This window comes from Kribbella orskensis (genome assembly GCF_004342085.1).
Taxonomy (GTDB): domain Bacteria; phylum Actinomycetota; class Actinomycetes; order Propionibacteriales; family Kribbellaceae; genus Kribbella; species Kribbella orskensis.
In genome coordinates, this window is record NZ_SLWM01000022.1 from 45,588 (window position 1) to 67,436 (window position 21,849).

A 21,849-nucleotide genomic window follows, 5' to 3' on the forward strand; every position below is an offset into this window, starting at 1 on the left:
AGCGATCATGCCGAGCACCGGAAGACTCCAGGTGTCATCCCGCGCACCGGAAGCCGATGGTCTCCGAGCGGTCCAGGCCGCCGCCGGTGAGGACCAGCTTGAAGCTGACCTCCGGCTCCTGCGGCCCACCGTCGGAGTACCAGTCGGAGCCCTCGGCGACATAGTGCGAGCCGCCCTTGACGATGCAGAACCGGCTGCGCCCGTCGCGGTGCTCGCTCTCGGTCAGGTTCCACACCAGCGGTTCGGCGCGCGTGAACCCGTCCAGCCCGGCGGCCACCTGCCACTCGTCCTCGGTGGGCAGCCGCCCGCCACGCCAGGCCGCGTAGGCCCGGGCGTCCGGCAGGTCGACATACGTCACCGGCTCGTCCTCGGTGCCGGCCGCGGGCGCGCCGTCCACCCAGTGCGCCAGGAACCGGTTCGCGACCTTCGGCTGGTACCCCGTTGCCGCCAGGAACTCGGCGTACTCGGCGTTGGTCACCTCGCGGACCGCCACCGGGATCTCGGAGAGCGTGACCTCGCGCTGAACCGTCTGGATGTCGTGCAGACGAGGAGGCAACGGCTTCCACTCCTCGACGTACGGCGCCTGGTCGTACAGCCCGGTCTCACGCCGCCGGTGCCGAACAGTCAGAGAGCGCTCCCCGGCCGGTACGACGACCGTCGGGCCGAACGTGGCTCCACCGGTCACCTCCGGTACGGCGACACGCTCCGTCCGAGCGACCGGGAACGCCGAGTCCTCGACGTGCGGCCGGGAGAACGTCCCGAGCCGGCGAGCGGTCGCCCGGCAGGTCTGGCCCGCCGTCGCACCGATCCGAACGATCCCGGCGACCCCACGCCCCGGCACGACCAGGTGCACCCCGTCGTCGTCCGCGGTGATCGGCACGCCCGAGGTCACGTCGTACCAGTCGCCGACCTGGTCATCGGAGTGCAGCACGACGCCTTCGAAGTCCTCGTCGTGGCGGTTGATCAGGGTCCAGAAGGTGACGTCGGCCAGCTCGAACCGCGAGGCGAAGACGCCGTGCGCCCGGGCCTTGTCCGGGATCTCCGGGGTCAGCGGGATCCAGTCGCCGTTGATCAGAACGGGCGAGAACGCTCTCTGGGCCGCGACCATCCGGCGCAGCGTGGCCCGGTCCCGCGCGTTCCAGCCGACCCAGGCGGAGAACACCGACTCCCAGACCAGGATGCCGACGCCGTTCACCCAGGCGGACTGCAGTTCGTCGCTGTGGTCGCGATTCCAGCGGCGGGTGTGGTGCATCATGTGCCGGCGCTCGAACAGGTGCGCCCGTAGGACGCCGGGCGCGCGGGTGTCGGCGAACCACTGCGCCCAGGACAGCGCATGGTCCGCGATCCTTGCCAACGGCAACCTCGACTCGCCCTCGAGGGCGATCGCCGGGTTCACCTTGCGCAGCGCCCGGGTGAAGGCCGGGTCGCCCTCCTTCAACGTGTCGAGAAAGGCGCCGTCGGCACCGAAGTCCGCGACCAGCGCGGCGAACTCCTCGGCGTCGGACCGGGCGGCCCGGCGAGTGCCGACGTCCCATGGGTTGTAGTCGAAGAAGACCTTGAGCCCGAGGTCGTGCAATGCGTCGATCAGTTCCTTCAGCCCTGGCACATCACGGTAGAAGTCGAACTGGTTGCGCGAGTCGATCCCGATCACCGGGTACGCGTGCCACAGCACCACCGCGTCGTACCCGCCGAAGTCCTCGATCCCGTGCCGGACGAACTTCTCCGGCGTGAACCGGCCCGCGTCCACGTCGTACAGCTGGTCGTCCCAAAGCCAGACCAGCGCCACCGAGTACGCCGTCTGGGTCCACTCGCGGCCGGGCACCTCGTAGTGCGTGCCGCCGTCGTACCGGGTCCGGTCGTAGGCGCCCATCAACCACTCGGCGAGCTTGCCGCGCCAGCGGGGCAGGTCGGCCGGGTCGTCGGGGGCGCCGAGGATCTTGGCGTCGTCGAGGAAGGCCAGGTCCGCCCGCAGACCGAGATCGACCTTGGCGGGCTGGTCGATCGGCCTGGGCTCGAGGGGGTTCACAGGTATACCTCCGCATAACGCGCGTCGATGACTTCCCCGTGAGGCACCGATGGGATCGCTCCCCCGGTTTGAACGCTCAATGAAGCAGCAACGTTAGCGCGTCGGACAGCATTCGTCAGGTCGCGGCCAGTAATTGGCCCGGTCGTTGATACGGCAGCCAATGTCGCCGCCAGTACTCCGCAGAAGGTGTCGCCGGCCGCGGTCGTGTCGACCACCTCCACCGACACACCTGGGACCCGGATTTCCGCGGCGTCCCGGGTCAGGATCACCGCCCCCTCGGCGCCCAGTGTGACCACCGCGGCGGGCACCCGTTCCAGCAGTGCCGACAGTTTCGGGCCCCCCACAGCCTCGGCCTCCGTCTCGTTCACCACCAGCAGGTCGACGTGCGCGAGCAACTCGTCCGAGAGCTCCGCCGCGGGCGCCGCGTTGAGCACGAAGTACGAGCTCGCCGCGGCTGCCGCCTGCACCGTACCGAACGGGATCTCCAGTTGGGAAAGGACTATTCTCGCCTCGCGGACGGCGTAGAGCGCCTGCTCGGACAGCTCGAGCGTCGCGTTGGCCGACGGTGCGACGACGATCGAGTTCTCCCCGTCCTCGGCGACCGTGATGATCGCCGTACCGGTCGGCTGGTCGGAAGTCGAGACGAGGGACAGGTCGACCCCGGCCTCGCCGAGCGCGTCCCGCAGCAACGACCCGCCGTCGTCCGCGCCGAGCGCGGCGATGAACGCGGTCGAGGCGCCGGCCCGCGCGGCCGCGACCGCCTGGTTGGCACCCTTCCCGCCCGGGCCGCGGGTCAGCCCGCCGGCCAGCACGGTCTCGCCGGGCCGGGGGATCCGCTGGACCGGCAGCACCAGATCCACGTTCGCGCTCCCCACGACTACGACGTCAGCCACGCCGCTCCCCCTCGTCACTCGTCGCCGCCGCCACGGTCCGGGCGGCCAGTTCGTCGATCGCCACCTGGTTCATCCCGGGCAGGCTGGTGGCGATCCGGTTGTCCATTGGTCTGGACCACTCTGCCGGAACTCCGAGCACTGCGCCAAGTACCGCCCCGACAGTCGCACCGGCCGAGTCGGTGTCCCACCCGCCCATCACGGCGCGACCGATCCCGGTGGCGAAGTCCGGCGCGGTCAACGCGTACGCCGTGAGGGCGCTGTTGTTGACCGAGTGCACCCAGTGCAAGTGACCGTACGCCGAGTGCAGGGCGTCGAGCGCCTCGTCCAGCGGAGCATCGGCGAGGGACAACCCCAACCGAACGGCCCGGGCGAGCTCACCATCAGGGTCGACCACCTCGAGACCGGCCAGCGCGACCTCGCGGGGATCGTCGAGCACCATGGCCGCCGCCGACATCGCCGCCACCCACAGAGCACCATCGACACCCGCGCCGGTGTGACTCAGCCGCGCGTCCGCCAGGGCGAGCTGGGCCGCGGCCGTCCGGTCCCCCGGGCGCGTCCAGCCATAGGCATCGGTCCGGATCTGCGCGCCGATCCACTCGCGGAACGGATTCCGCACCAGCGCCGCCTGCAGTGGATCGACCCCCTCGAGAAGGTTGCGATAGGCAACCCGCTCGGCGGTGAACACCCGGCCGGCCGGCAGATCGCCGAGCCACGCCTGCGCCACGTCCTCGGTGCTCAACGCGGAGCCATGCCGCTCCACCAGCTGCAGCGCCAGGATCGCGAAGTTCAGGTCGTCGTCCTCGGGCATCCCGTCGATGACCTCCCGCAGACTGGTCGGCTTCGACCGCCGGTTCCACGGCCACTTCGCCTGCACATCGTCGGGGACTCCGACCGCGGTGATGTACTGCCTCAGCGGCCACTGCCCGGAGATCTCCAAGATCTCGCGGATGCCCTCACGCGGGATCTTCTCCACCGGCTTGCCGAGCAGGTTGCCGGCGGCCCGGCCGAGCCACGCGTTCAGCACGCGCTCCGACAGGTCGGCCGATCCGGTCAGCTTGTCCAGCACCGGGATCACTGGCGGCGTCCACGCGGGAGTCCGCGAGTCCAGTTCGGCCAGCAACTCGCGGGCCAGCTCCCGCAGCTCCGCCGTCGCCGGCTTGTCGGAGGCACCCGACACAGGAGCGTCCGCAGTACCGCCGGCTCGGCGCCAGCGGTCCTCGACATCGGCGACGTCGACACCTTCTGCACGACCCTGGACCAGCTGGTGCGGCAGCAGGTCCTCCGGCTGCACCCAGGTCAGTCTCATCGGAGCATTTCCTTCCACATTTCCGGTAGCGCCAGGTGAAACGCCCCTGACATCAGGCCAGGGCGTCCAGCGCGGCCGTACGCCGGGCCCACCGCTCGGCGTCGGCCTGGTGCAGATCCTTCGCGACCGAGGCCATCACCCGTCCGGGCTGCTCCAGGTCGGTCTTGCTCGCCTCGGCGACGGTCGTCGCCCAGTCCGCCGGTACGCCGGCCCGGCCGCTCAACGCGCCGGTGATCGCGCCCGCCATCGACGCGATCGAGTCGGCGTCGCGACCGTAGTTCGTGCCGCCCAGGACAGCCTGGCGCACGTCGCCACCCGACACGAGCACGAATCCGAGCGCGACCGGCAGTTCCTCGATCGCCTTGGTACGGCTCGGCCGCCGGGCGTCCAGCGACTGGTCCCGGTAGTCGGGCCCGACCGAGTCGAACGGCTCGACCGCCTTGCGCAGCACGGGAATCGCCTCCTCCCAGTCCGTCACCCCGTCGGCGGCGTCGACGATCGCCTCCACCGCGGACCGGGTGCCGTCCTTGGCCAGTGCCAGTGCCTGCTCGACGGCGGACGAGGCTGTTGCCCCGGGCACCATCGCGGCCGCGACCGCCGCGGCGAACACCCCGGCGGCCTCCCGTCCATAGCTCGACTGGTGGGCGCCGGCCAGGTCGATCGCCTCGGCGTAGGCCCCGGCGGGATCACCGGCATTGGCGATCCCGACCGGCGCCACGTACATCGCCGCGCCACAGTTCACGATGTTGCCGACGCCCGCCTCGCGCGGGTCGATGTGCCCGTAGTGCAACCGCGCGACGAGCCACTTCTCGGCCAGGAACACCCGCTGCAGCAGCAACGCGTCGGCCTCGAGCTCGGGGACCCACCGGCGGCCCGACAGCATCTTCGGGACCAGCGACTCCGCGATCGCGTACGCGTCCAGGTGCGCGCGGCGTTCGTCGTACACCTCGACCAGCGCGTGCGTCATCAACGTGTCGTCGGTGATGTGCCCGTCACCCTTGTGGTACGGCGCGATCGGCCGGGCGTTGCGCCAGTCGTCGTACCAGGGGCCGACGATGCCGGTCACCCAGCCACCGTGCCGCTCGCGGATCGCCTCGGGGGTCCAGCCCTCGACGGCGCCACCGATCGCGTCGCCGACCGCCGAGCCGACGAGAGCCCCTACCGACTTGTCTTCGAGCACTGTGCTGGTCTCCTCGGGCATCAGCTGTTGACCTGGCCCCAACCGTCGCTGAGCTTCTTGCCGAGCGTCGCCAGATCGATCTTGTTCGCCAGGAACTGCTGCAGCGCCGGAGTGGCGATCTGATCCTTCCACCTCGGGTAGTTCTCCACACTCTGGAACGGCGCCTTGGTCAGCTCGGCCCCGCTGGCCAGCGTCTGGGTCCAGCCGTTCTTGCCACCGGTCGCCTGCTGGATCGCGTCCCGGGCGGCCTGGGTGGTCGGGATCAGCCAGTCACCCTGACCGACGGCGGCCAGGTTCTCGGCCTTCATGAAGAAGTCGATGAACTGCGCGGACTGCTTGATGTGCTTGCCCTCGGCCGGCACCGACAGCGTCTGCGGGTTCGCGGCCTGCTTCTCCGAGCTGCCCTTCAGCGGCGGCAGCACCTCCCACTGGAAGCCCTTCGGGGCCTGCTCGACGATCTGCTGGGCGGCGTAGTTGCCACCGACGATCATCGCGTACTTGCCGCCGTAGAAGCCCGGCAGCACGTCCGAGCCGCTCTGGGTCAGCGAGGTCGGGTCGATCGACTTGTCCGTGTAGGCCATCGCGTCGATCCGCTTCGGCACCTCGAGCTCGGGGTCTCCGATCTTCACCTCGGCGTCCCGGCCGGTGCCCTCGAAGAAGGTCGCGTCGAAGTTCATCCCAAGGTTCAGCACGGTCGCGGTCGGGCTCTTCAGGCCCCAGCCGAGCCCGTACCTGCCACCGGCGGTGAGCTTCTTGGCATCCGCCTGCAGCTGGTCCCAGCTGAGCGAGTCACCCGCGGTCGAGACACCCGCCTGCTTGAGCAGCGCGGAGTTGCCGAACACGACGTACGACTGCAGCAGGGTCGGCGCGGCGAACACCTTGCCGTCGCTGGACACCGTGTCCCAGACACCCTGTGGTACGGCGTCCTTCGTCTCCTGGCTCAGGTACTGCGAGAGGTCCGCGAGGTACCCCTGGTTCGCGAAGCCGGTGATGTCGGCGGACTCGTCCTGGATCACGTCCGGCGCGGTACCACCCTTGAACTGGGTGACGAGCTGGTCGTGCACCGAGTCCCAGCTGCCCTGCACATACTCGACCTGGATGTTCGGGTTCGCCGCGTTCCAGTCCGCGACGATCTTCTTGGTCGCCGCGACGGTGGTCTTCTGGAAGGCGAGGCTCTGGAACTTCAGCGTCACCTTCTCCGTGGACCCGCTGTCACCGGAGCTGTCGTCACTGCCTCCACCACAGGCCGCGAGCGCCACCAGTGCGCCCGCCGCCATCAGGGCGGTCACTACTTTCTTCATGTTTTCTCCTCGGGGGGAAGGGACTCAGCCCTTGACAGCGCCACTCAGCAGACCGGAAGTCAGCCGGCGCTGCAGGAAGGCGAAGAACACCAGGCTCGGCACGGTGGCCAGGACGGACGCGGCCGCGAGTGGTCCGAACTGGACCTGGCCCTCGGCCCCGACGAAGCGGGCGAGCACCAACGGCAGCGTCTTCAGTTGCGGGTCCTGCAGCAGGACCAGGGCGAAGAAGAACTCGTTCCACGCCGAGATGAAGGTGAACATCGCGGTCGCGATCAGGCCCGGCCGCAGCAGCGGCATCACGATCGACACGATCGTGCGGACCCGGCTCGCGCCGTCCACCGACGCCGCCTCCTCCAGCTCCCGCGGTACGGCGGCGACGTAGCCCTGCAGCATCCACAGCGCGAACGGCAGCGACCAGACCATGTAGACGATCACCACCCCGGGGATCGTGTTGGTCAGGTGCAGCGGCCGCAGGATCAGGAACAGCGGGATCACGATCAGGATCACCGGGAACACCTGGCTGACCAGGATCCAGCCGTTCGTGACCGGGCGCAGCCTGCTGCGGAACCGCGCCAGCGCGTACGCGACCGGCAGCGAGACGACCAGCACCAGCACGGTGGTGGCGACCGAGATCTGCAGCGAGTTCAGCATCGACCGGACCAGGCCCTGCTCCTCCAGCGCGTCGCTGAAGTTCGACAGGTCCGGGTGCTTGGGCAGGAACGACGGCGTGATGCTGGCGAACTCCTGCGGCGACTTCAGCGAGCTGGAGATCAGCCACAGCAGCGGGAACGCCAGGAACACCAGATAGCAGAGCACGGCGAGGTACTGCAGTGCCCGGGTGGTCGGCCTGGTTCTCATGCCTCACTCCTCAACCGGCTGCGCAGGTAGAAGGCGAGGAAGACGATGATGATCACGACCATCACGTCGCCCATCGCCGCCGCCATGCCGAAGTTCCCGTACCGGAACGCCTCGTTGTAGGCGAAGAGCATCGGCAGCATCGTCTTGCCGCCCGGGCCACCCGCGGTGAGCACGTAGACCAGCCCGAACGAGTTGAAGTTCCAGATCATGTCGAGGCTGGTGATCGCGATGATGACGGTCCGCAGCTGCGGCAGCGTGATGGACCAGAACTGGTGCCACGCCCCCGCGCCGTCGACCGCGGCCGCCTCGTACAGGGAGCGGTCGATGCCCTGGAGTCCGGCCAGCAGCGTCACGGTCGTCATCGGCATGCCGACCCAGACACCGACCACGATCACCGCCGGCAGCGCGGTACTGAAGTCGCCGAGGAAGTTGATCGGGTGATCGGTCAGGTGCAGGCTCTGCAGGATCTCGTTGACCGGGCCGTTGGTCGGGTGCAGCAGCAGTCGCCACATGATCGCGACCACCACGGGCGGCATCGCCCAGGGGATCAGCGCCAGCGTCCGGGCCACGCCGCGGAACTTCAGGTTCGTGTTCAGCAGCAGGGCCAGGCCGAGTGCCGCGACGAACTGCAGGATGGTCACCGACAGGGTCCAGATCAGGCCGATCCGGAACGAGTCCCAGAACAGCTCGTTGTGCAGCAACTTGGCGAAGTTGTCGAAGCCGATGAAGTTGGTGTCGACGTTCAGCCCGGCCCGCGCGTCGGTGAAGCCGAGCGCGATGCCGCGCAGCAGCGGGTAGACGCTGAGCAGCAGGACCGGCAACAGCGCGGGCAGGAACAGGAAGATCGCTTCCCGGTTCTGCTTCGGCCGTCCGGGCGGCTTCGCCTCGCCGGCCTGCTCGGGAGCGCTGGTCAGAGTGGCAGTGCTCATGGCGTCGACCTCCGAACGCTCAGGGTCGGCTGGACGACGATCCGCTTCGGCTTCCGGGTGTCGTCGTCGATCCTTGCCAACAGCAACTCAGCGGCCCGGCGGCCTCGTTCGGCCGATCCCAGGTTGACGCTGGTCAGCGGCGGGAAGGACTGCTCGGCCAGCTCGCTGTCGTCCATCCCGATCACCGCGACGTCCGCCGGTACCGCGAGGCCGTACGCGGCGAGCTCATGCATCACCCCGACGGCGAGCAGATCGTTCGCACAGATCACCGCGTTCGGGCGGTTCGTCTCGAAGAACTCCCGGCCGGCGGCACGCCCGGCGGCAAAGGTGAAGTCGTCGGCCTCGATGGTACCGGCGGCCTCGAGCTTGTACTGCTTCACAGCGTCGGCGAACCCCTTGGCCCGAGCGGCACCCGGGACAGTGTCCACCGGGCCGTTCACGAAGGCGATCCGGTCGCGGCCCTTGGCCAGCAGGTGTTCCACGGCCAAGGCCATTCCTTTCGGCGAGTTCGCGCGGACGGTGTCGACCCCTGCCGAGGCGGGCACGTTACCGGCGACGACCACCGGCACGTCGCACTCGCGGATCGACTTGATCAGGTCGTCGTCCACCCGCAGCGGACTGATCACCAGGCCGTCGGCGTAACCGCGCGCCATACCGCGGACCAGGGCGACCTCGTCGACCACGTCGGAGCCGGTGGTCGTCACGACGAGGCGATAACCGGCGGCGGAGACGACCTCCTCGACCGCGCGCATCATCGTCACGTAGACCGGGTTACCGACGTCGGCGACGGCCAGCGTCAGCTGGAAGGTGCGGCCCACCTTGAGCGATCTCGCCCGCGAGTCCGGCACGTAGCCGAGCTCCTGGACCGCGCGTTGCACCCGCACGACCATCTCCTCGGTCGCGGGCAGGCCGTTGAGGACCCGCGACACCGAGGCCACCGAAACCCCGGCGGCCCGGGCCACTTCCGCGATCGTCGGCCGGCTCACGCAGTCTCCTGTAATCGTTCTTGTAATCGTTTACAGCGCAGACTCTAGAACCCCCACCCAAACCCCGTCAACACCGGACCACCCGTCCCGTGGTCCACACCCACGGCAACCGCCCACCAGCCGGACAGCTGATGGGCGGTTGAGGTATTCGGAGGAGGTTACTCGTCCTGTTCGTCGGCGCCCGGGCGCTCGGCCCAGGGGGTTTCCTTGGCCGGGCGGACGACGATGAGCTTGTCGCCCGCGGCGAGCACCGAGACGGAGGAGTCGTAGTACCGGTGGACCTTGCCGTCGCGGACGACCGAGACGACCCGGTCCGGGACCGAGGAGGGCGCCTTGCCGACCTCGCGGCCGAGCACCGGGCGCTCGGCGACCTCGAGGCCCTCGCCGTAGGTGAGCAGGTCCTCCATCACCTCGCCGAGGTTCGGGCTGACCGCGGACAGGCCGAGCAGCCGGCCGACCGCCTCGGAGGAGGTGACCACCGCGTCCGCGCCGCTCTGCCGCAGCAGCGGGACGTTGTCCTCCTCGCGGACCGCGACGACGATGTGCGCGTTCGGGTTGAGCTGGCGGACCGCCAGGGTGACGAGCACCGCGGAGTCGTCGCGATCCGTCGTCACGATCACCTCGCGAGCGGTCATCACCTCGGCGCGCCGCAGTACGGTCCGGTTGGTCGCGTCGCCGTGGAAGGCGGCCATCTGGTCGTTGCCCGCGTCCCCGACCGCCTGCGCGCGGGGATCGATCACCACGATGGTCTCGCGCTTCACCCCGTTGCTCAGCAGCGTCTGCACGGCCGAGCGGCCCTTGGTGCCGTACCCGACCACCACGACATGGTCCTTCATGCGCTTCCTCCATCGCGAGTCGCGCATGATGCGACGACCTTCGTTCGCCAGGACTTCCAGGGTCGTGCCGACCAGTACCACCAGGAAGGCGATCCGCAGCGGCGTGACGAGGAAGGCGTTCACCAGCCGGGCCGTCGGCGTCACCGGAGTGATGTCGCCGTACCCGGTCGTGGTCAGGGTGACGGTCGCGTAGTAGATGCTGTCGATCAGGCTTACGCTGCCGTCGTAGGTGTCCTTGTAACCGTCACGGTCGACCACCACGATGAGCACCATCAGGGTCAGCAGCGCCAGCGCGATCAGAAAGCGCCGGAACAGCTCCATCACCGGCGAACGTGTGCTCGCGGGAAGGTTGACCAGTAGACCGTGCGGATTGCGACCGGAGGGCAGGGATGGCACGCGTCTGACGATAGGGCACTGACGGCCGATCCACCGCATGCGACAGGCTCTGGTCGGACAGGGCGACCGTCACCATCAGGTGACCGCTGTCCTGCACCACCCGGGTCCGCATCCGCAGCCCCTCGACGGTGCGGAGCATCCCGTCGTTCTCGGGCTGCACCATGCAGACCACCCGGTCGGCACCCAGGTACCGCGACTCCTGGATCACCCGGCGCAGCAGTTGCGAGCCGAGGCCCTGCCGCTGCCAGCCGTCCTCGACCAGAACGGCCACCTCCATCGCCGTACCGCTGAGCTCCTCCCAGGGAGCCGCGGTCGCCATCCCGATCACGGCGTCGCCGACGGTCGCCACGATGGAGACGCCACCCGCGGGGGCGGACAGGTGCCTCGCAGTACGGGCGGTCAGCTTCGGCATCGGCACGTGGTACCGGCGTGTGCGGCTCTCGTACGAGCACCGCTCGTGCATGTCCACCACAGCCGACGCATCCTCGACAGTGGCCCTGCGCAACTCCGGAACTCCGCTGCCGGGGCGTGGGCCCTCCGTGACAGACCCCTGGTAGCGCTCGGCCAGGCGTCCCGCGATCTCGACCAGTACGTCGGCCCGGGCCCACTCGGCGGGCGTGTACTCCTCGAAGCCCTGCAGGGTCTCGAGTTCCTCGTCGACCGAGACCGGGTCGTCGATGAGCCGCAGTACGGCCCGCAGGTAGCGGGTCGGTGCGTCGCTGAGCACGTCGGCCTGGCACGGCCGGACCGTCGTGTTGGAGCAGCCGGCCTCGGCGACCAGCGCGGTCAGGTCCTCCGCGGTCCAGCCGACCCCGGTGGAGATGACGAGTTCGTCGATCGCGCCGGATTCGGCGGTGAAGACTTCCAGACTCAGAATATTGATGTCATCCGCACCACAGCGTGCGGCGAGTTCGGCCAAGGCGCCGGGACGGTCGGCGAGTTCGGTCCTGATCTTCCAGAGCATGAGTGAGGCCCCTCCCTCGTGGCACCGCCCGGTTGCAGGCGGTTCGTTCCAGGGTGCGTGGGAGGTGTTGCCTAACCGGGTCCTGCGTGTTACGCCGAGGTAACCCTGGTGTGATCCAGGGCCCGTGAGAGGCGCTCGCCACAGTCAGCCGCGGCGCTTGAGGTGGGGCAGTCGGGGGCTGACCCTGGGCTTCTGGGCGGTCAGCGCGACCGCGTCCTCGCGGCGGTCGAGGTCGGCGTGCCGGAGCAGCTCGGGGTAGCTGGACTGCGGAACCGGCGGGTAGGTGGTGACGATCGCGTCGCCGCTGAAGACGAAGAAGATCGCCTGGCCTTCCTTGATCACCTTGAGCAGCGAACCATCGCGGACGGTGAGAGCGTGCTCGAGCGCCCTCTTCCGCGCCGACCGCTTCGCCAGCGCGGCCTGGAGCGCCTGCTGGGCCGGTTCCCGCCCGTGCTTGACCGCCTCGAACGCCATCGGCCCGTACCGGACGCCATACTTGACGACGTTCTTGACCAAGCGACTCCGACCGGCTGATGCCATGCCTCCGACTGTACTGACCAGGAGGTCGCTTTGCGGTGTCCTCTGCCTACCGAGCGGTCGCAGTGCCGGGTCGGAATGCGGTCTTGGAGCGGGTCGGGCACCATTGGGCGAGTGACCGCACCTACGCCGCGCCGGCCGATCCTGCCGGGTGCCAAGCTGTTCGAGTCGCTGCCTGGCGCCCATGACCCGGCGGCGGTCGCCGAGGTCGCGCACCGGACGGCCGAACTGCTCGTTCGCGGCGCCCGGTCGAGCGATGACGCCGACGTGATCGCGCGAGTGGTCAAACTGGCCGACGACTACGGTCTGGACGAGTTGGCCGACCTGTGGTCGGACGCTCCCGCCGACTCGCTGCCCGGCACGCTCTGGCGGCTCTACCTGCTGCGCTCCTGGGTGCACACCTCGGCTGAGGACGTCTCCCGCGAGTACGACACCGGCCGCAAGTACGCGGAGGTCCACGCGGTGGTGGCGGGCGTCGCCGACCCACCCGGGCCGACCGAGGTCAAGGACATGGTCGACGCCGTACTGCGAGGCGTCGCGACGGGTGATTTCGCCACCACGCTGGACCGGGCCGCGGCATTCGCGCGGATCGTCGCGACCGGCCGGGCGCACCTGGCCGACGACGGGCACGACCAGGTCCGTTCCGCGTCCCGGCTGGTCGAGATGGCAGACCAGTTGCAGGTGGCCGCGCGGACCGAACGCGCCGGCCAACTCTGGTAGTTCGCCGCGCTGTCAGGTTGTTCACCGCCGGGGTACTTGCAACCTGACGAACAAGGTGTTATCGGCGTCCGATGCGTGACATCTCAACAGGACAAGGGGTTTGGGCACCCGTTACACTGTTGGAGGTGTCGGGCCGCGGTAGCCCCGGGTCCCAAAATTAGCCGCTTCGAGCGGCCACGCGCCGTGAGGCGCTTCCCGGTCCGGCACCACAAATCCTCTCCCGTCGCCATCGTCGCGCGGGCTCATCCGTGAGCCGGACATCCCAGCGCCCCTGGGATGCCCGGCCCGGCTCTGAGATGTCTAGCGAATTCCGTAGAAACGCTTCAGGGTCTGGGTGCCCGACTTCCCGTTCGCGTCGGTCAGCTCGACCTTCAGCGTGACGAAATCGGTCGCCAGGGTGTTGTCCACGCTCGCGGTGACCTTCGTCCCCGTGTTCTTCACCGGTACGTCGAGCCAGGTCCCGCCGTCGTCGTACGACGCCCAGGCGCGGGCCGAGGTGATCTTGCCGGGCTGGTACCACTCCCCCCGCGTTGGCGCCGCCACCGAACCACGGCTGCCGGTCGGGATCAGGTTGAGGCTCCACGGCCGCCACACGTCGGTGTACTCAGGGTCATCTCGGGATCGCCGAGGAACGAGTACGACTCGACCAGCTCGTCAGCGCCGGGCGTGGCGACGACCGCCGCCAGGGAGTAGGTGCCCGCCCGCAGGTGCAGCGTGCGGTCGGCGCCGTCGAACCCGCTGCGCGGCGATGCTGTCGAGGTCGAACACGTCCAGTGTGGTGATCGACGAGGCGGGCTTGCCGTTGCGGTCGATCATCCTGACGGTGACATCCACGTGCTGCGGTTCGAGGTAGAACCCGAGCGGGGACGACCGTCCGGCCGTCGTTGCTGGTGGCAACCACCCGCGCGCTGATCGCGCCGTACAGGCTGTAGTCGAGGTCGACGGACGGATCGACGACGGACAGGGTGGACCGCCGGATCGCGCTGGTGCCGCTTGATGCCCGCATCCTCGGGTTGCTGCTGGCCAGGCTCACCGACCAGGCCGTGGCGAACCAGTTGGGCCTGTCGATGCGCACGGTCCAGCGGCGCGTCCGGGCCTCGATGGACCCGGTGGCCGCCGAGCCCGCCTTCAACTCGGCTTCCAAGCCGCCCGCCGCGGCTGGCTCTGAGCAGCCTGCGGTCTGGGACCTGAGGGCGGGCAACCAGGGTCGAGCCCGGGAAAACCCTCTATCGGGATCCACCGAACGCGAGCAGACTCGACCAAAGGCAAAAGGGATGAGGCCTGCTGGGGCGGCCGCTGAACAGCCGGGGAGGGACGATCGGCATGGAGGGGCAATTGAACGGACAGACGTCCGTCGTTCTCGCGGACGACGTCGTACGGGTCTATGGCGAGGGAGACACGGCGGTCCGCGCCCTGCGCGGGGTCAGCGTCGACATCGCGCCCGGACAGCTGACGGCGGTGATGGGGCCGTCGGGATCGGGCAAGTCGACGCTGATGCACATCCTGGCCGGCCTGGACAAGCCGACCTCGGGCTCGGTGCGGATCGACGGCACCGAGATCACCACGCTCGGCGACAACGACCTGACCAGACTGCGGCGCAAGCACATCGGCTTCATCTTCCAGTTCTTCAACCTGCTGCCGATGCTGACCGCGCGCGACAACGTGCTGCTGCCGATGACGATCGCCGGGGAGAAGCCGGACCCGGCCTTCTTCGACGAGTTGATCGACCGCGTCGGGCTCCGGGACCGGCTCACCCACCGGCCGGCCGAGCTGTCCGGCGGCCAGCAGCAGCGGGTCGCGATCGCGCGGGCGCTGGTGTCCCGGCCGACGGTGATCTTCGCCGACGAGCCGACCGGCAACCTCGACTCGAGGACCAGCGGCGAGATCCTCAACCTGATGCGCGCCTCGGTCGACGACTACGGCCAGACCACGGTGATGGTCACCCACGACGCTCGCGCCGCCACGATGGCCGACCGGGTGCTCTTCCTCGCCGACGGCGAGATCGTCAAGGAGACCGGTCAGGCCAGCCAGCACGAGATCCTGCAGATCATCGACACGCTGGACCTGCAATGATCCGGTTCGCACTCCGCGGGCTGCTCGGCCGCAAGCTCCGTACTGCGCTCACCGCGGTCGGCGTCGTCCTCGGAGTCGCCCTGGTCTCCGGCACCTACGTGCTGACCGACTCGATCTCGAGCGCCTTCGACTCGATCTTCTCGGAGAACTACAAGAACACCGACGCGGCGATCACCGGGAAACCCGCGTTCGAGCTGAGCGACGACAGCGCCGGCGTGGCGCCATCGTTCGACCAGAGCCTGCTGCCGAAGGTCGCCGCGCTGCCTGAGGTCGATCTCGCCGACGGCGCGGTCGCGGGCGAGGCGCAGCTGATCGGCCGCGACGGCAAGGCGATCGTCTTCGGTGGCGCGCCGAACCTCGGCTTCAGCGTCAACCCGGACCGACCGGAGTTCAACTCCCTCGCCCTGGTGAGCGGCGACTGGCCCGCTCCGGACGAGGTCGTGATCGACACCAAGACCGCCAAGGAGAAGGGCTTCGCGGCCGGCGACACGATCGGCGTCCAGGCTCGCGGCGCGGTCCAGCGGATGCGGATCTCCGGACTGGTCGAGTTCGGCGCCGTCTCCTCGATCGGTGGCGCCACCCTGGCCGGTTTCGAGCTGCCGACCGCGCAGCGGCTGTTCGACAAGCCCGGCAAGCTGGACCAGATCCTGCTCACCGGCAAGGACGGCATCTCCCCGCAGCAGCTGGTCGACGCAGTACAGAAGATCCTGCCGGAAGGCACCCAGGTGCGAACCGCGGACGACCAGGCGGCCGAGGACTCGGCCGGAACCGCCGGCTTCCTCGACTTCTTCCGGACCTTCCTGCTGGTGTTCGGCGGCATCGCGCTGTTCGTCGGGTCGTTCGTGATCGCGAACTCCCTGTCGATCACCATCGCCCAGCGGACTCGCGAGTTCGCCACCCTGCGGACGCTCGGCGCCTCCCGCCGTCAGATCCTCGGCTCCGTGGTGCTCGAGGCACTCGTCACGGGCGTGGTGTCGGCCGCGGTCGGGTTGTTCCTCGGCCTGGGCATCGCCACCGGCCTGTTCAAGATCTTCGACGCGGCAGGGTTGACGCTGCCCAACAACGGACTCGTGTTCCGCACCCGAACCGTCCTGGTCGCGCTGGCCGTCGGCATCCTGGTCACCTTGCTGGCCAGCCTGCGGCCCGCTTGGCGAGCCACCCGGGTGCCGCCGATCGCCGCCGTACGGGAGGGCGCCAAGCTGCCGCCCGGCCGGTTCCACCGGTTCCGGCCTCTGGGTGCCGCCCTGCTCGCTGTCGGCGGCGTCGCCCTGGTGATCGCCGGCTTGTTCGTCGACGGGCTCAGCACCACCGCGCTGTTGTCCCTGCTGGCGGTCGGCGTCCTGCTGATCTTCATCGGCATCGCGCTGTTCGCTGCCCGGCTGGTGAAGCCGTTGGCCGCTGCATCGGACCCGATCGCCCGCTGGTCCGTTGTCGTCCTGTCAGCGCTGGCGTGGCCGCTGTTCTCCTTGCCGTACTGGTTGCTGCGCCGTGGATTCTGGGGACCCGGGTCAGGCGCGAGCCGAGCCGGTGGATTCGTGCTCGGCGCAGTACTCAACCCGATCCTGCTCGTGATCGTGGCCCTGATGGCCCTCCGTCGCGCGGTGACCTCCTGGCAGCCGGAGTGGCCGGCGGACTTCCCCGGCGTACTGTCGGATCGGCCGGCGGTACAGATCGGCGGACAGAACAGCCGTCGCGATCCGCAGCGGACGGCGTCGACCGCGGCGGCCCTGATGATCGGGCTGGCGCTCGTGACCTTGGTGGCGACGCTCGGGGCCGGGATCATCCGGCCGTTCGAGGACGCCGTCGACAAGATCTTCAGCGGCGACTATGCGATCGCCGCGCAGAACAACTTCAGCCCGCTGCCTCCGACGGTGGCCGCAGCCGTCGCGGCTGTGCCTGGCGTCGAGGCGGTCTCCAGTGTGCGAGGCGGCCAAGGACAGGCTTTCGGCGAGACGATCAATGTCACTGCGGTGGACACCCAGGCTCCCGGAGTACTGAGGTTCGACTGGCAGGGCGGATCGCAGGCCACCCTCGGCGAACTGGGTCGGGACGGCGCCATCCTGGACGAGCCGTACGCGACCAAGCACAACCTGCAGGTCGGCTCGAAGCTCTCGATGACCACCGTCACCGGCGCCACCCTGCCCTTGACGGTGCGCGGCATCTTCAAGCCACCGGCGGGTGGTTCGCCGTTCGGCAACGTGACGATCTCGACGACGACCTTCGACGCCACCAACCCGCAGCCGCAGAACCTCTATACCTTCCTGAGGATGCAGGGCGGCGTCACCGCCGCGAACACGGCGGCGCTCAACTCCGCGCTGAGCTCGTTCCCGAACGCGAAGGCGCAGACCCGCGAACAGTTCAAGGACGCCCAGTCGGACGGCATCCGGAGCCTGCTGAACGTGCTCTACGTGCTGCTCGCGCTGTCGGTGCTGGTCAGCCTGTTCGGCATCGTGAACACGCTGGTGCTGACCGTCTTCGAGCGGACCCGGGAACTCGGCATGCTGCGTGCGATCGGCCTCACCCGGCGGCAGGTGAAACGGATGATCCGGCACGAGAGCGTGATCACCGCACTGATCGGCGCGGTGATCGGGATTCTGCTCGGACTCGGCCTGGCCCTGCTGCTGGCCGCCCGCCTGGACGAGGTCAGTTTCGCCGTACCGACCGGGCAACTGGTCATCTTCGCCGTCGTGTCGGTGGTGGTCGGCCTGTTCGCCGCGATCTGGCCCGCGCGCCGGGCCGCCCGCCTCAATCCGCTGGAGGCGCTGCAGTACGAATAGCGGTCTGTCGGCGGGTTCCGGCACCGTTAGTCATCACCTGGCGACTCCAGGCTCACCATTCCGCCCTTTTTCGGCTACCTTCGCGAGGGCCACGGTCCATCTGAGCGGTGGACCATCGGCCCGTCCGCCCCGTGCCCCGAAGAAGGGAACCCCTCATGCGCCGCCTCCCCCGCGCGCTGCTCCCGTTTGCCCTGGCCGCCGGTCTGCTGTTCCAGAGTGTGGTCGCGGTGCCTGCCGGCGCCGGCCGTGGCCGCGAGTTCGACATCCAGGCCCACCGCGGCGGCCTCGGCCTCACCGTCGAGTCCACCGTCGCCTCGTTCTCCCGTGGTCTGGAGGTCGGCGTCAGCACGCTCGAGCTGGACGTCCAGATCACCGAGGACGGCCACGCGGTCGTCACCCATGACCGCAAGGTCACCGGCGCCAAGTGCAAGGACACCGCTCCCTACACGCCCGGCGACCCGGAGTACCCGTACGTCGGCAAGTTCATCAACACGCTGAGCCTCAAGCAGGTCAAGCAGCTCGACTGCGGGTCGCTGCCGCAGGCCGGCTTCCCCGGCCAGACCCCGGACCCGGGCGCCCGGATGCCGGAACTGCGGGACGTGTTCGACCTGGTCCACCGGTTCCGCGCGGACAAGGTCAAGCTGAACATCGAGACCAAGGTCGAGGCCGGCGCGCCGACCGAGACCGCGCCGCGCGAGCAGTTCGTCCAGGTGGTCGCGCGCGAGATCCGCAAGGCGAAGATCAGCCGCCAGGTGACGATCCAGAGCTTCGACTGGGGCGCGCTGATGCGGATGCGTCAGGTGGCCCCCGAGCTTCCGATCGTGGCGTTGACGAACTACGACTTCCTGCAGACCGGCCAGCCGGGCAAGTCCCCCTGGCTCGGTGGGATCGACATCGACGACTTCGGCGGTGACCTGGTCAAGGCGACCAAGTCGTTCGGCGCCGACGCGATCTCCCCGGTGCACGGGTTCCCCCAGGACGGCAAGGTCACCGACCCGGCGTACCGGCCGTACGTGACCACGGACATGGTGCGCTCGGCCCACAAGGCCGACATGAAGGTCGTGCCGTGGACCGTGGACGACCCGGCCACGATGCGGTCGCTGATCGACAAGGGTGTCGACGGCATCATCTCGGACTACCCGGACCGAGTCCGGACGGTTGCCCAGGACGAGGGCTTCCGGCTGCCCACGGCGTACGACCAACCTGCGATCCGGGCGCTGCCGGCGGCTCACGCGCACAACGACTACGAGCACCGGCGGCCGCTGCAGGATGCCCTCGACCGCGGCTTCAACAGTGTCGAGGCCGACGTCTGGCTGATGGACGGCGAGCTCCGCGTCGCCCACGACCAGGAGGACGCGGTACCCGGCCGCACCCTGGAGAGCCTGTACTTGCAGCCGCTCGTGAAACAGGTGAAGCAGAACCACGGGCAGGTCTACCGGCACGGCGCCGACTTCCAGCTGCTGATCGACATCAAGAGCGACGGCCCGAGCACCTATGCGGCGATCGACCAGGCTCTGCAGAAGTACCGCGGCATCAGCACGGTCTACGTCAACGGTCGTACCTACACGGGCGCGGTCACCTCGGTGATCAGCGGCAACCGCCCGCTCGACGTACTGAAGGCGCAGAAGGTCCGGTACGCGGGGTACGACGGCAGGTTGTCCGACCTGAACTCCAAGCTCCCGGCGTCGCTGATGCCGCTCGTGAGTGACAACTGGTCCAACAACTTCACCTGGCGTGGCGTCGGGGCGTTCCCGGCGGACGAGCGGGCCAAGCTGCGGGACATCGTGACGACGGCGCACCACGCGGGCTACCGGGTGCGGTTCTGGGAGACGCCGGACACGCCTGGAGCAGCTCGTGAAGCCGTCTGGTCCGAGCTGGTCGTGGCTGGTGTCGACCACCTCAACACCGACGACCTGCACGGTCTCGAGGACTTCCTGCGCTAGCGGACCCCCCGGAGCGCGCGAAACCTCGCCCGCCGCAGCCGCACAGTGTGCTCCGCCCGCGCTGAGAGGGTTCGCCCACTGTCAGAACAGTGGGCGAACCCCCCGAGGAGACAGCGAACCCCCCAGAGCACCAGTGAGGCTTCGCCTCTGACCGCCGAGTGCGGGGCTGGCGTGGGTGTCATGGCGCGGGGTCTGGCCGCCGGCGCCTGGTCAGGGCTTGATTTCCGTGAGGGCGACGATGTCCTCGCCCTCACGGAAGGCCTTGCGCTGCTTGGCGGCGCCGTTGCCTTCTCTGAGCAGCCGCTGGAGGCTCTCGTCCACCAGGTCGAGCTCGTTGAGCTCCTCGAGCGCCGGAGTCACGTGCTGCCGCAGGAGGTCGAGCAGCTTCGGCATCGGGAGTGTCTGGGCCCGGAGCACGTCCAGCCCGTCGTTGGACAGCCCGTCACGCGCGGACAGCCAGTACGCGGCCCGCAGTACCTCTGGCTCCAGCTTCGGGCCCAGGCCACCATCGGCGAGCGCGGTCGTCACCAGGGCGCGGATCAGCGTCGCGAGCAGCACTGTCTCGTCGATGGTCAGCGGGACGTCGCTGATGCGCACCTCGACCGTCGGCAGATGAGTGGACGGCCGGATGTCCCAATAGACCATCCGCTCGTCCATGATGCTGCCCGACTCGACCTGCATCGCCACCGGCGCGTCGTAGTGCTCAGCCGACTCGAAGTACGGCGGTGGCCCGGAGCAAGGCCAGCGAGAAAACATGATCGAGCGCCAACTGCTGAAGCCGGTGTCAGCGCCCAGGTAGATCGCCGAGTTGGCCGTCAACGCCAGCAACGTCGGCATCCAGGGCCGTAGGTGGTTACTGACCCGGATGGCGGCTTCCTTGTCCGGCACGTCGACGTGCACGTGACATCCACACACGCTCTGCTCGCGAGCCAGCTGCCCGTAGCGCGCCTCCATCTCCAGGTAGCGCGGCTTGTTGGTGATCAACTGCACAGCCTCACCACCAGGCGGTACGGCGATCGCCAGGAGCTTCGCGCCCTCCTCGGCGGCGGCCCGGGCCAACTGCGAGCGGAGGCGCTGCAGGTGATCGCGGAGCTCGGCGGGCGTGTCACAGACGGGGAGGTTGATCTCCACCTGTGCCTGGGTCAGTTCGAGCTCCACGTCGATGCCCTCGGCCTCGGCGGCGACGGCCTTGCTGCGCGGCAGGGGTCGACCACTGGCGGACACCAGCAGCAGTTCCTCCTCGACGCCCATGGACGGATGGGTCAACGTGTCTCCTCGGTTCGGTGCACTCCGAGGTACCCAGCCCGCTCAGGGCGGAAACAGCGCGCCTGGCGTGCGGTCCGCGAGCGGGTGGCCGGCGGCCATGGCCTAGGCTCTGCGGCGTGAGTCTGCCGATCGTCACCGCCACCCGGTACGTGCTGCCGCTGCGCGAGGGTGGATCGCTGCCGGGCGTTGTCGAAGGCAACGATCTCGGCACCTACGTGCTCAAGTTCCACGGCGCCGGCCAGGGCCCGAAGGCGCTGGTCGCCGAGATCATCGTCGGCGAGCTCTTCCGCCGGCTCGGCCTGCGGGTGCCCGAGCTGAAGCTGATGGAGCTCGACCCGGCGATCGGCAAGTCGGAGCCGGACTACGAGATCCAGGAACTGCTGATCCGCAGCGCCGGGCTGAACCTGGCCGTCGACTTCCTGCCCGGCGCGTTCGGGTACGACGGCTCCAGCGGCAAACCGGACGACGCCACCCGGGCCAAGATCCTCTGGCTGGACGCGTACGTCGCCAACGTGGACCGCTCCTGGCGCAACACGAACCTGCTGGTCTGGCACAAGGACCTCTGGCTGATCGACCACGGAGCCGCGTTGTACTTCCACCACTCCTGGATGTCCGCGGAGAAGTTCACCGCCCTCGCGTACGCCGCGGCCGACCACGTGTTCGCCGACGTCGCCCCGCAGGTGCCGGGGATCGATGCGGAACTGGCGGCGGCGATCACGCCGGAGCTCCTCACCGAGGTGCTCGCCCTGGTGCCTGACGAGTGGATCGTCGAGGGCGACCGGGAAAGGTACCTCGGCCACCTCTGCGCCCGGCTCGCCGATCGGACCGCCTGGCTGCCGGGTGGTGGCCGGTGAACAA

Annotated in this window: 18 protein-coding genes; 5 read left to right on the forward strand and 13 right to left on the reverse strand. The window is 69.1% G+C overall.

Annotated features, from left to right (window positions below; translation table 11 throughout):
* Window positions 1-34: 34 nt before the first annotated feature.
* From EV644_RS35915 to EV644_RS35965, 11 genes are all read right to left on the reverse strand, one after another.
* Complete coding sequence (locus EV644_RS35915) at window positions 35-2,026, reverse strand: SUMF1/EgtB/PvdO family nonheme iron enzyme (protein ID WP_132194708.1); 1,992 nt, start codon at window positions 2,024-2,026, stop codon at window positions 35-37.
* Window positions 2,023-2,919, reverse strand: a complete 897-nt coding sequence (locus tag EV644_RS35920; protein ID WP_132194710.1) for a ribokinase — start codon at window positions 2,917-2,919, stop codon at window positions 2,023-2,025. The genes EV644_RS35915 and EV644_RS35920 overlap by 4 nt, the downstream gene beginning before the upstream one ends.
* Window positions 2,912-4,225 carry an ADP-ribosylglycohydrolase family protein gene (locus EV644_RS35925; RefSeq protein WP_132194712.1) on the reverse strand — a complete coding sequence of 438 codons (1,314 nt, stop codon included), beginning with the start codon at window positions 4,223-4,225 and terminating at the stop codon, window positions 2,912-2,914. Before EV644_RS35925 ends, EV644_RS35920 begins: the two co-directional genes overlap by 8 nt.
* A gap of 52 nt (window positions 4,226-4,277) precedes the next feature.
* Window positions 4,278-5,426, reverse strand: a complete 1,149-nt coding sequence (locus EV644_RS35930; protein ID WP_132194714.1) for an ADP-ribosylglycohydrolase family protein — start codon at window positions 5,424-5,426, stop codon at window positions 4,278-4,280.
* Window positions 5,426-6,706, reverse strand: coding sequence for an ABC transporter substrate-binding protein (locus tag EV644_RS35935; RefSeq protein ID WP_132194716.1), 1,281 nt, complete (start codon window positions 6,704-6,706; stop codon window positions 5,426-5,428). The genes EV644_RS35930 and EV644_RS35935 overlap by 1 nt, the downstream gene beginning before the upstream one ends.
* Window positions 6,707-6,730: 24 nt before the next feature.
* The gene (locus EV644_RS35940; RefSeq protein WP_132194718.1) at window positions 6,731-7,564 is read right to left on the reverse strand and encodes a carbohydrate ABC transporter permease; all 834 of its coding nucleotides are present in this window, start codon (window positions 7,562-7,564) and stop codon (window positions 6,731-6,733) included.
* A complete protein-coding gene (locus tag EV644_RS35945; protein ID WP_132194720.1) occupies window positions 7,561-8,493 on the reverse strand; it encodes a carbohydrate ABC transporter permease in 933 nt (310 codons plus the stop codon). Before EV644_RS35945 ends, EV644_RS35940 begins: the two co-directional genes overlap by 4 nt.
* Window positions 8,490-9,479, reverse strand: a complete 990-nt coding sequence (locus EV644_RS35950) for a LacI family DNA-binding transcriptional regulator (protein WP_132194722.1) — start codon at window positions 9,477-9,479, stop codon at window positions 8,490-8,492. The genes EV644_RS35945 and EV644_RS35950 overlap by 4 nt, the downstream gene beginning before the upstream one ends.
* Window positions 9,480-9,637: 158 nt before the next feature.
* On the reverse strand, window positions 9,638-10,636 hold the full coding sequence (locus EV644_RS35955; protein WP_241999249.1) for a potassium channel family protein: 999 nt from the start codon (window positions 10,634-10,636) through the stop codon (window positions 9,638-9,640).
* The gene (locus EV644_RS35960; protein WP_241999250.1) at window positions 10,560-11,675 is read right to left on the reverse strand and encodes a GNAT family N-acetyltransferase; all 1,116 of its coding nucleotides are present in this window, start codon (window positions 11,673-11,675) and stop codon (window positions 10,560-10,562) included. Before EV644_RS35960 ends, EV644_RS35955 begins: the two co-directional genes overlap by 77 nt.
* 144 nt (window positions 11,676-11,819) lie before the next feature.
* Entirely contained in the window at window positions 11,820-12,215 is a 396-nt protein-coding gene (locus EV644_RS35965; protein WP_241999251.1) for a hypothetical protein, read from the reverse strand.
* Window positions 12,216-12,326: 111 nt separating this feature from the next.
* On the opposite strand from EV644_RS35965, the gene EV644_RS35970 reads away from it, so the two are divergent.
* Window positions 12,327-12,932 (forward strand): hypothetical protein, encoded by a 606-nt coding sequence (locus EV644_RS35970; RefSeq protein WP_132194726.1) that lies wholly within the window; start codon window positions 12,327-12,329, stop codon window positions 12,930-12,932.
* Between the two features lie 300 nt (window positions 12,933-13,232).
* Here the strand turns inward: EV644_RS35970 and EV644_RS35975 are convergent, their stop codons facing one another.
* Complete coding sequence (locus EV644_RS35975) at window positions 13,233-13,475, reverse strand: hypothetical protein (RefSeq protein ID WP_132194728.1); 243 nt, start codon at window positions 13,473-13,475, stop codon at window positions 13,233-13,235.
* 792 nt (window positions 13,476-14,267) lie between these two features.
* Here EV644_RS35975 and EV644_RS35980 point away from each other — a divergent pair.
* The 3 genes from EV644_RS35980 to EV644_RS35990 all read left to right on the forward strand — a co-directional run bounded on the left by EV644_RS35980 (window position 14,268) and on the right by EV644_RS35990 (window position 19,725).
* The gene (locus EV644_RS35980) at window positions 14,268-15,005 is read left to right on the forward strand and encodes an ABC transporter ATP-binding protein (protein ID WP_370451517.1); all 738 of its coding nucleotides are present in this window, start codon (window positions 14,268-14,270) and stop codon (window positions 15,003-15,005) included.
* Window positions 15,002-17,782 carry an ABC transporter permease gene (locus tag EV644_RS35985; protein ID WP_132194732.1) on the forward strand — a complete coding sequence of 927 codons (2,781 nt, stop codon included), beginning with the start codon at window positions 15,002-15,004 and terminating at the stop codon, window positions 17,780-17,782. Before EV644_RS35980 ends, EV644_RS35985 begins: the two co-directional genes overlap by 4 nt.
* Before the next feature lie 155 nt (window positions 17,783-17,937).
* Window positions 17,938-19,725 (forward strand): glycerophosphodiester phosphodiesterase family protein, encoded by a 1,788-nt coding sequence (locus tag EV644_RS35990; protein ID WP_132194734.1) that lies wholly within the window; start codon window positions 17,938-17,940, stop codon window positions 19,723-19,725.
* 210 nt (window positions 19,726-19,935) lie between these two features.
* On the opposite strand, the gene EV644_RS35995 is transcribed toward EV644_RS35990, so the two are convergent.
* Window positions 19,936-20,991: a carboxylate-amine ligase gene (locus EV644_RS35995; protein ID WP_241999253.1), complete on the reverse strand. Its 1,056-nt coding sequence runs from the start codon at window positions 20,989-20,991 to the stop codon at window positions 19,936-19,938.
* A 116-nt stretch (window positions 20,992-21,107) separates the two neighbouring features.
* On the opposite strand from EV644_RS35995, the gene EV644_RS36000 reads away from it, so the two are divergent.
* A complete protein-coding gene (locus tag EV644_RS36000; protein WP_132194736.1) occupies window positions 21,108-21,845 on the forward strand; it encodes a HipA family kinase in 738 nt (245 codons plus the stop codon).
* Window positions 21,846-21,849 lie beyond the last annotated feature (4 nt).

Bases quoted from the DNA above. Each gene is read 5' to 3' on its own strand.
- EV644_RS35945 (WP_132194720.1), bottom strand. From the start codon at position 8,493: ATGAGCACTGCCACTCTGACCAGCGCTCCCGAGCAGGCCGGCGAGGCG.
- EV644_RS35955 (WP_241999249.1), bottom strand. From the start codon at position 10,636: ATGGAGCTGTTCCGGCGCTTTCTGATCGCGCTGGCGCTGCTGACCCTG.
- EV644_RS35960 (WP_241999250.1), bottom strand. From the start codon at position 11,675: ATGCTCTGGAAGATCAGGACCGAACTCGCCGACCGTCCCGGCGCCTTG.
- EV644_RS35935 (WP_132194716.1), bottom strand. From the start codon at position 6,706: ATGAAGAAAGTAGTGACCGCCCTGATGGCGGCGGGCGCACTGGTGGCG.
- EV644_RS35965 (WP_241999251.1), bottom strand. From the start codon at position 12,215: ATGGCATCAGCCGGTCGGAGTCGCTTGGTCAAGAACGTCGTCAAGTAT.
- EV644_RS35925 (WP_132194712.1), bottom strand. From the start codon at position 4,225: ATGAGACTGACCTGGGTGCAGCCGGAGGACCTGCTGCCGCACCAGCTG.
- EV644_RS35990 (WP_132194734.1), top strand. From the start codon at position 17,938: ATGCGCCGCCTCCCCCGCGCGCTGCTCCCGTTTGCCCTGGCCGCCGGT.
- EV644_RS35985 (WP_132194732.1), top strand. From the start codon at position 15,002: ATGATCCGGTTCGCACTCCGCGGGCTGCTCGGCCGCAAGCTCCGTACT.
- EV644_RS35940 (WP_132194718.1), bottom strand. From the start codon at position 7,564: ATGAGAACCAGGCCGACCACCCGGGCACTGCAGTACCTCGCCGTGCTC.
- EV644_RS35930 (WP_132194714.1), bottom strand. From the start codon at position 5,426: ATGCCCGAGGAGACCAGCACAGTGCTCGAAGACAAGTCGGTAGGGGCT.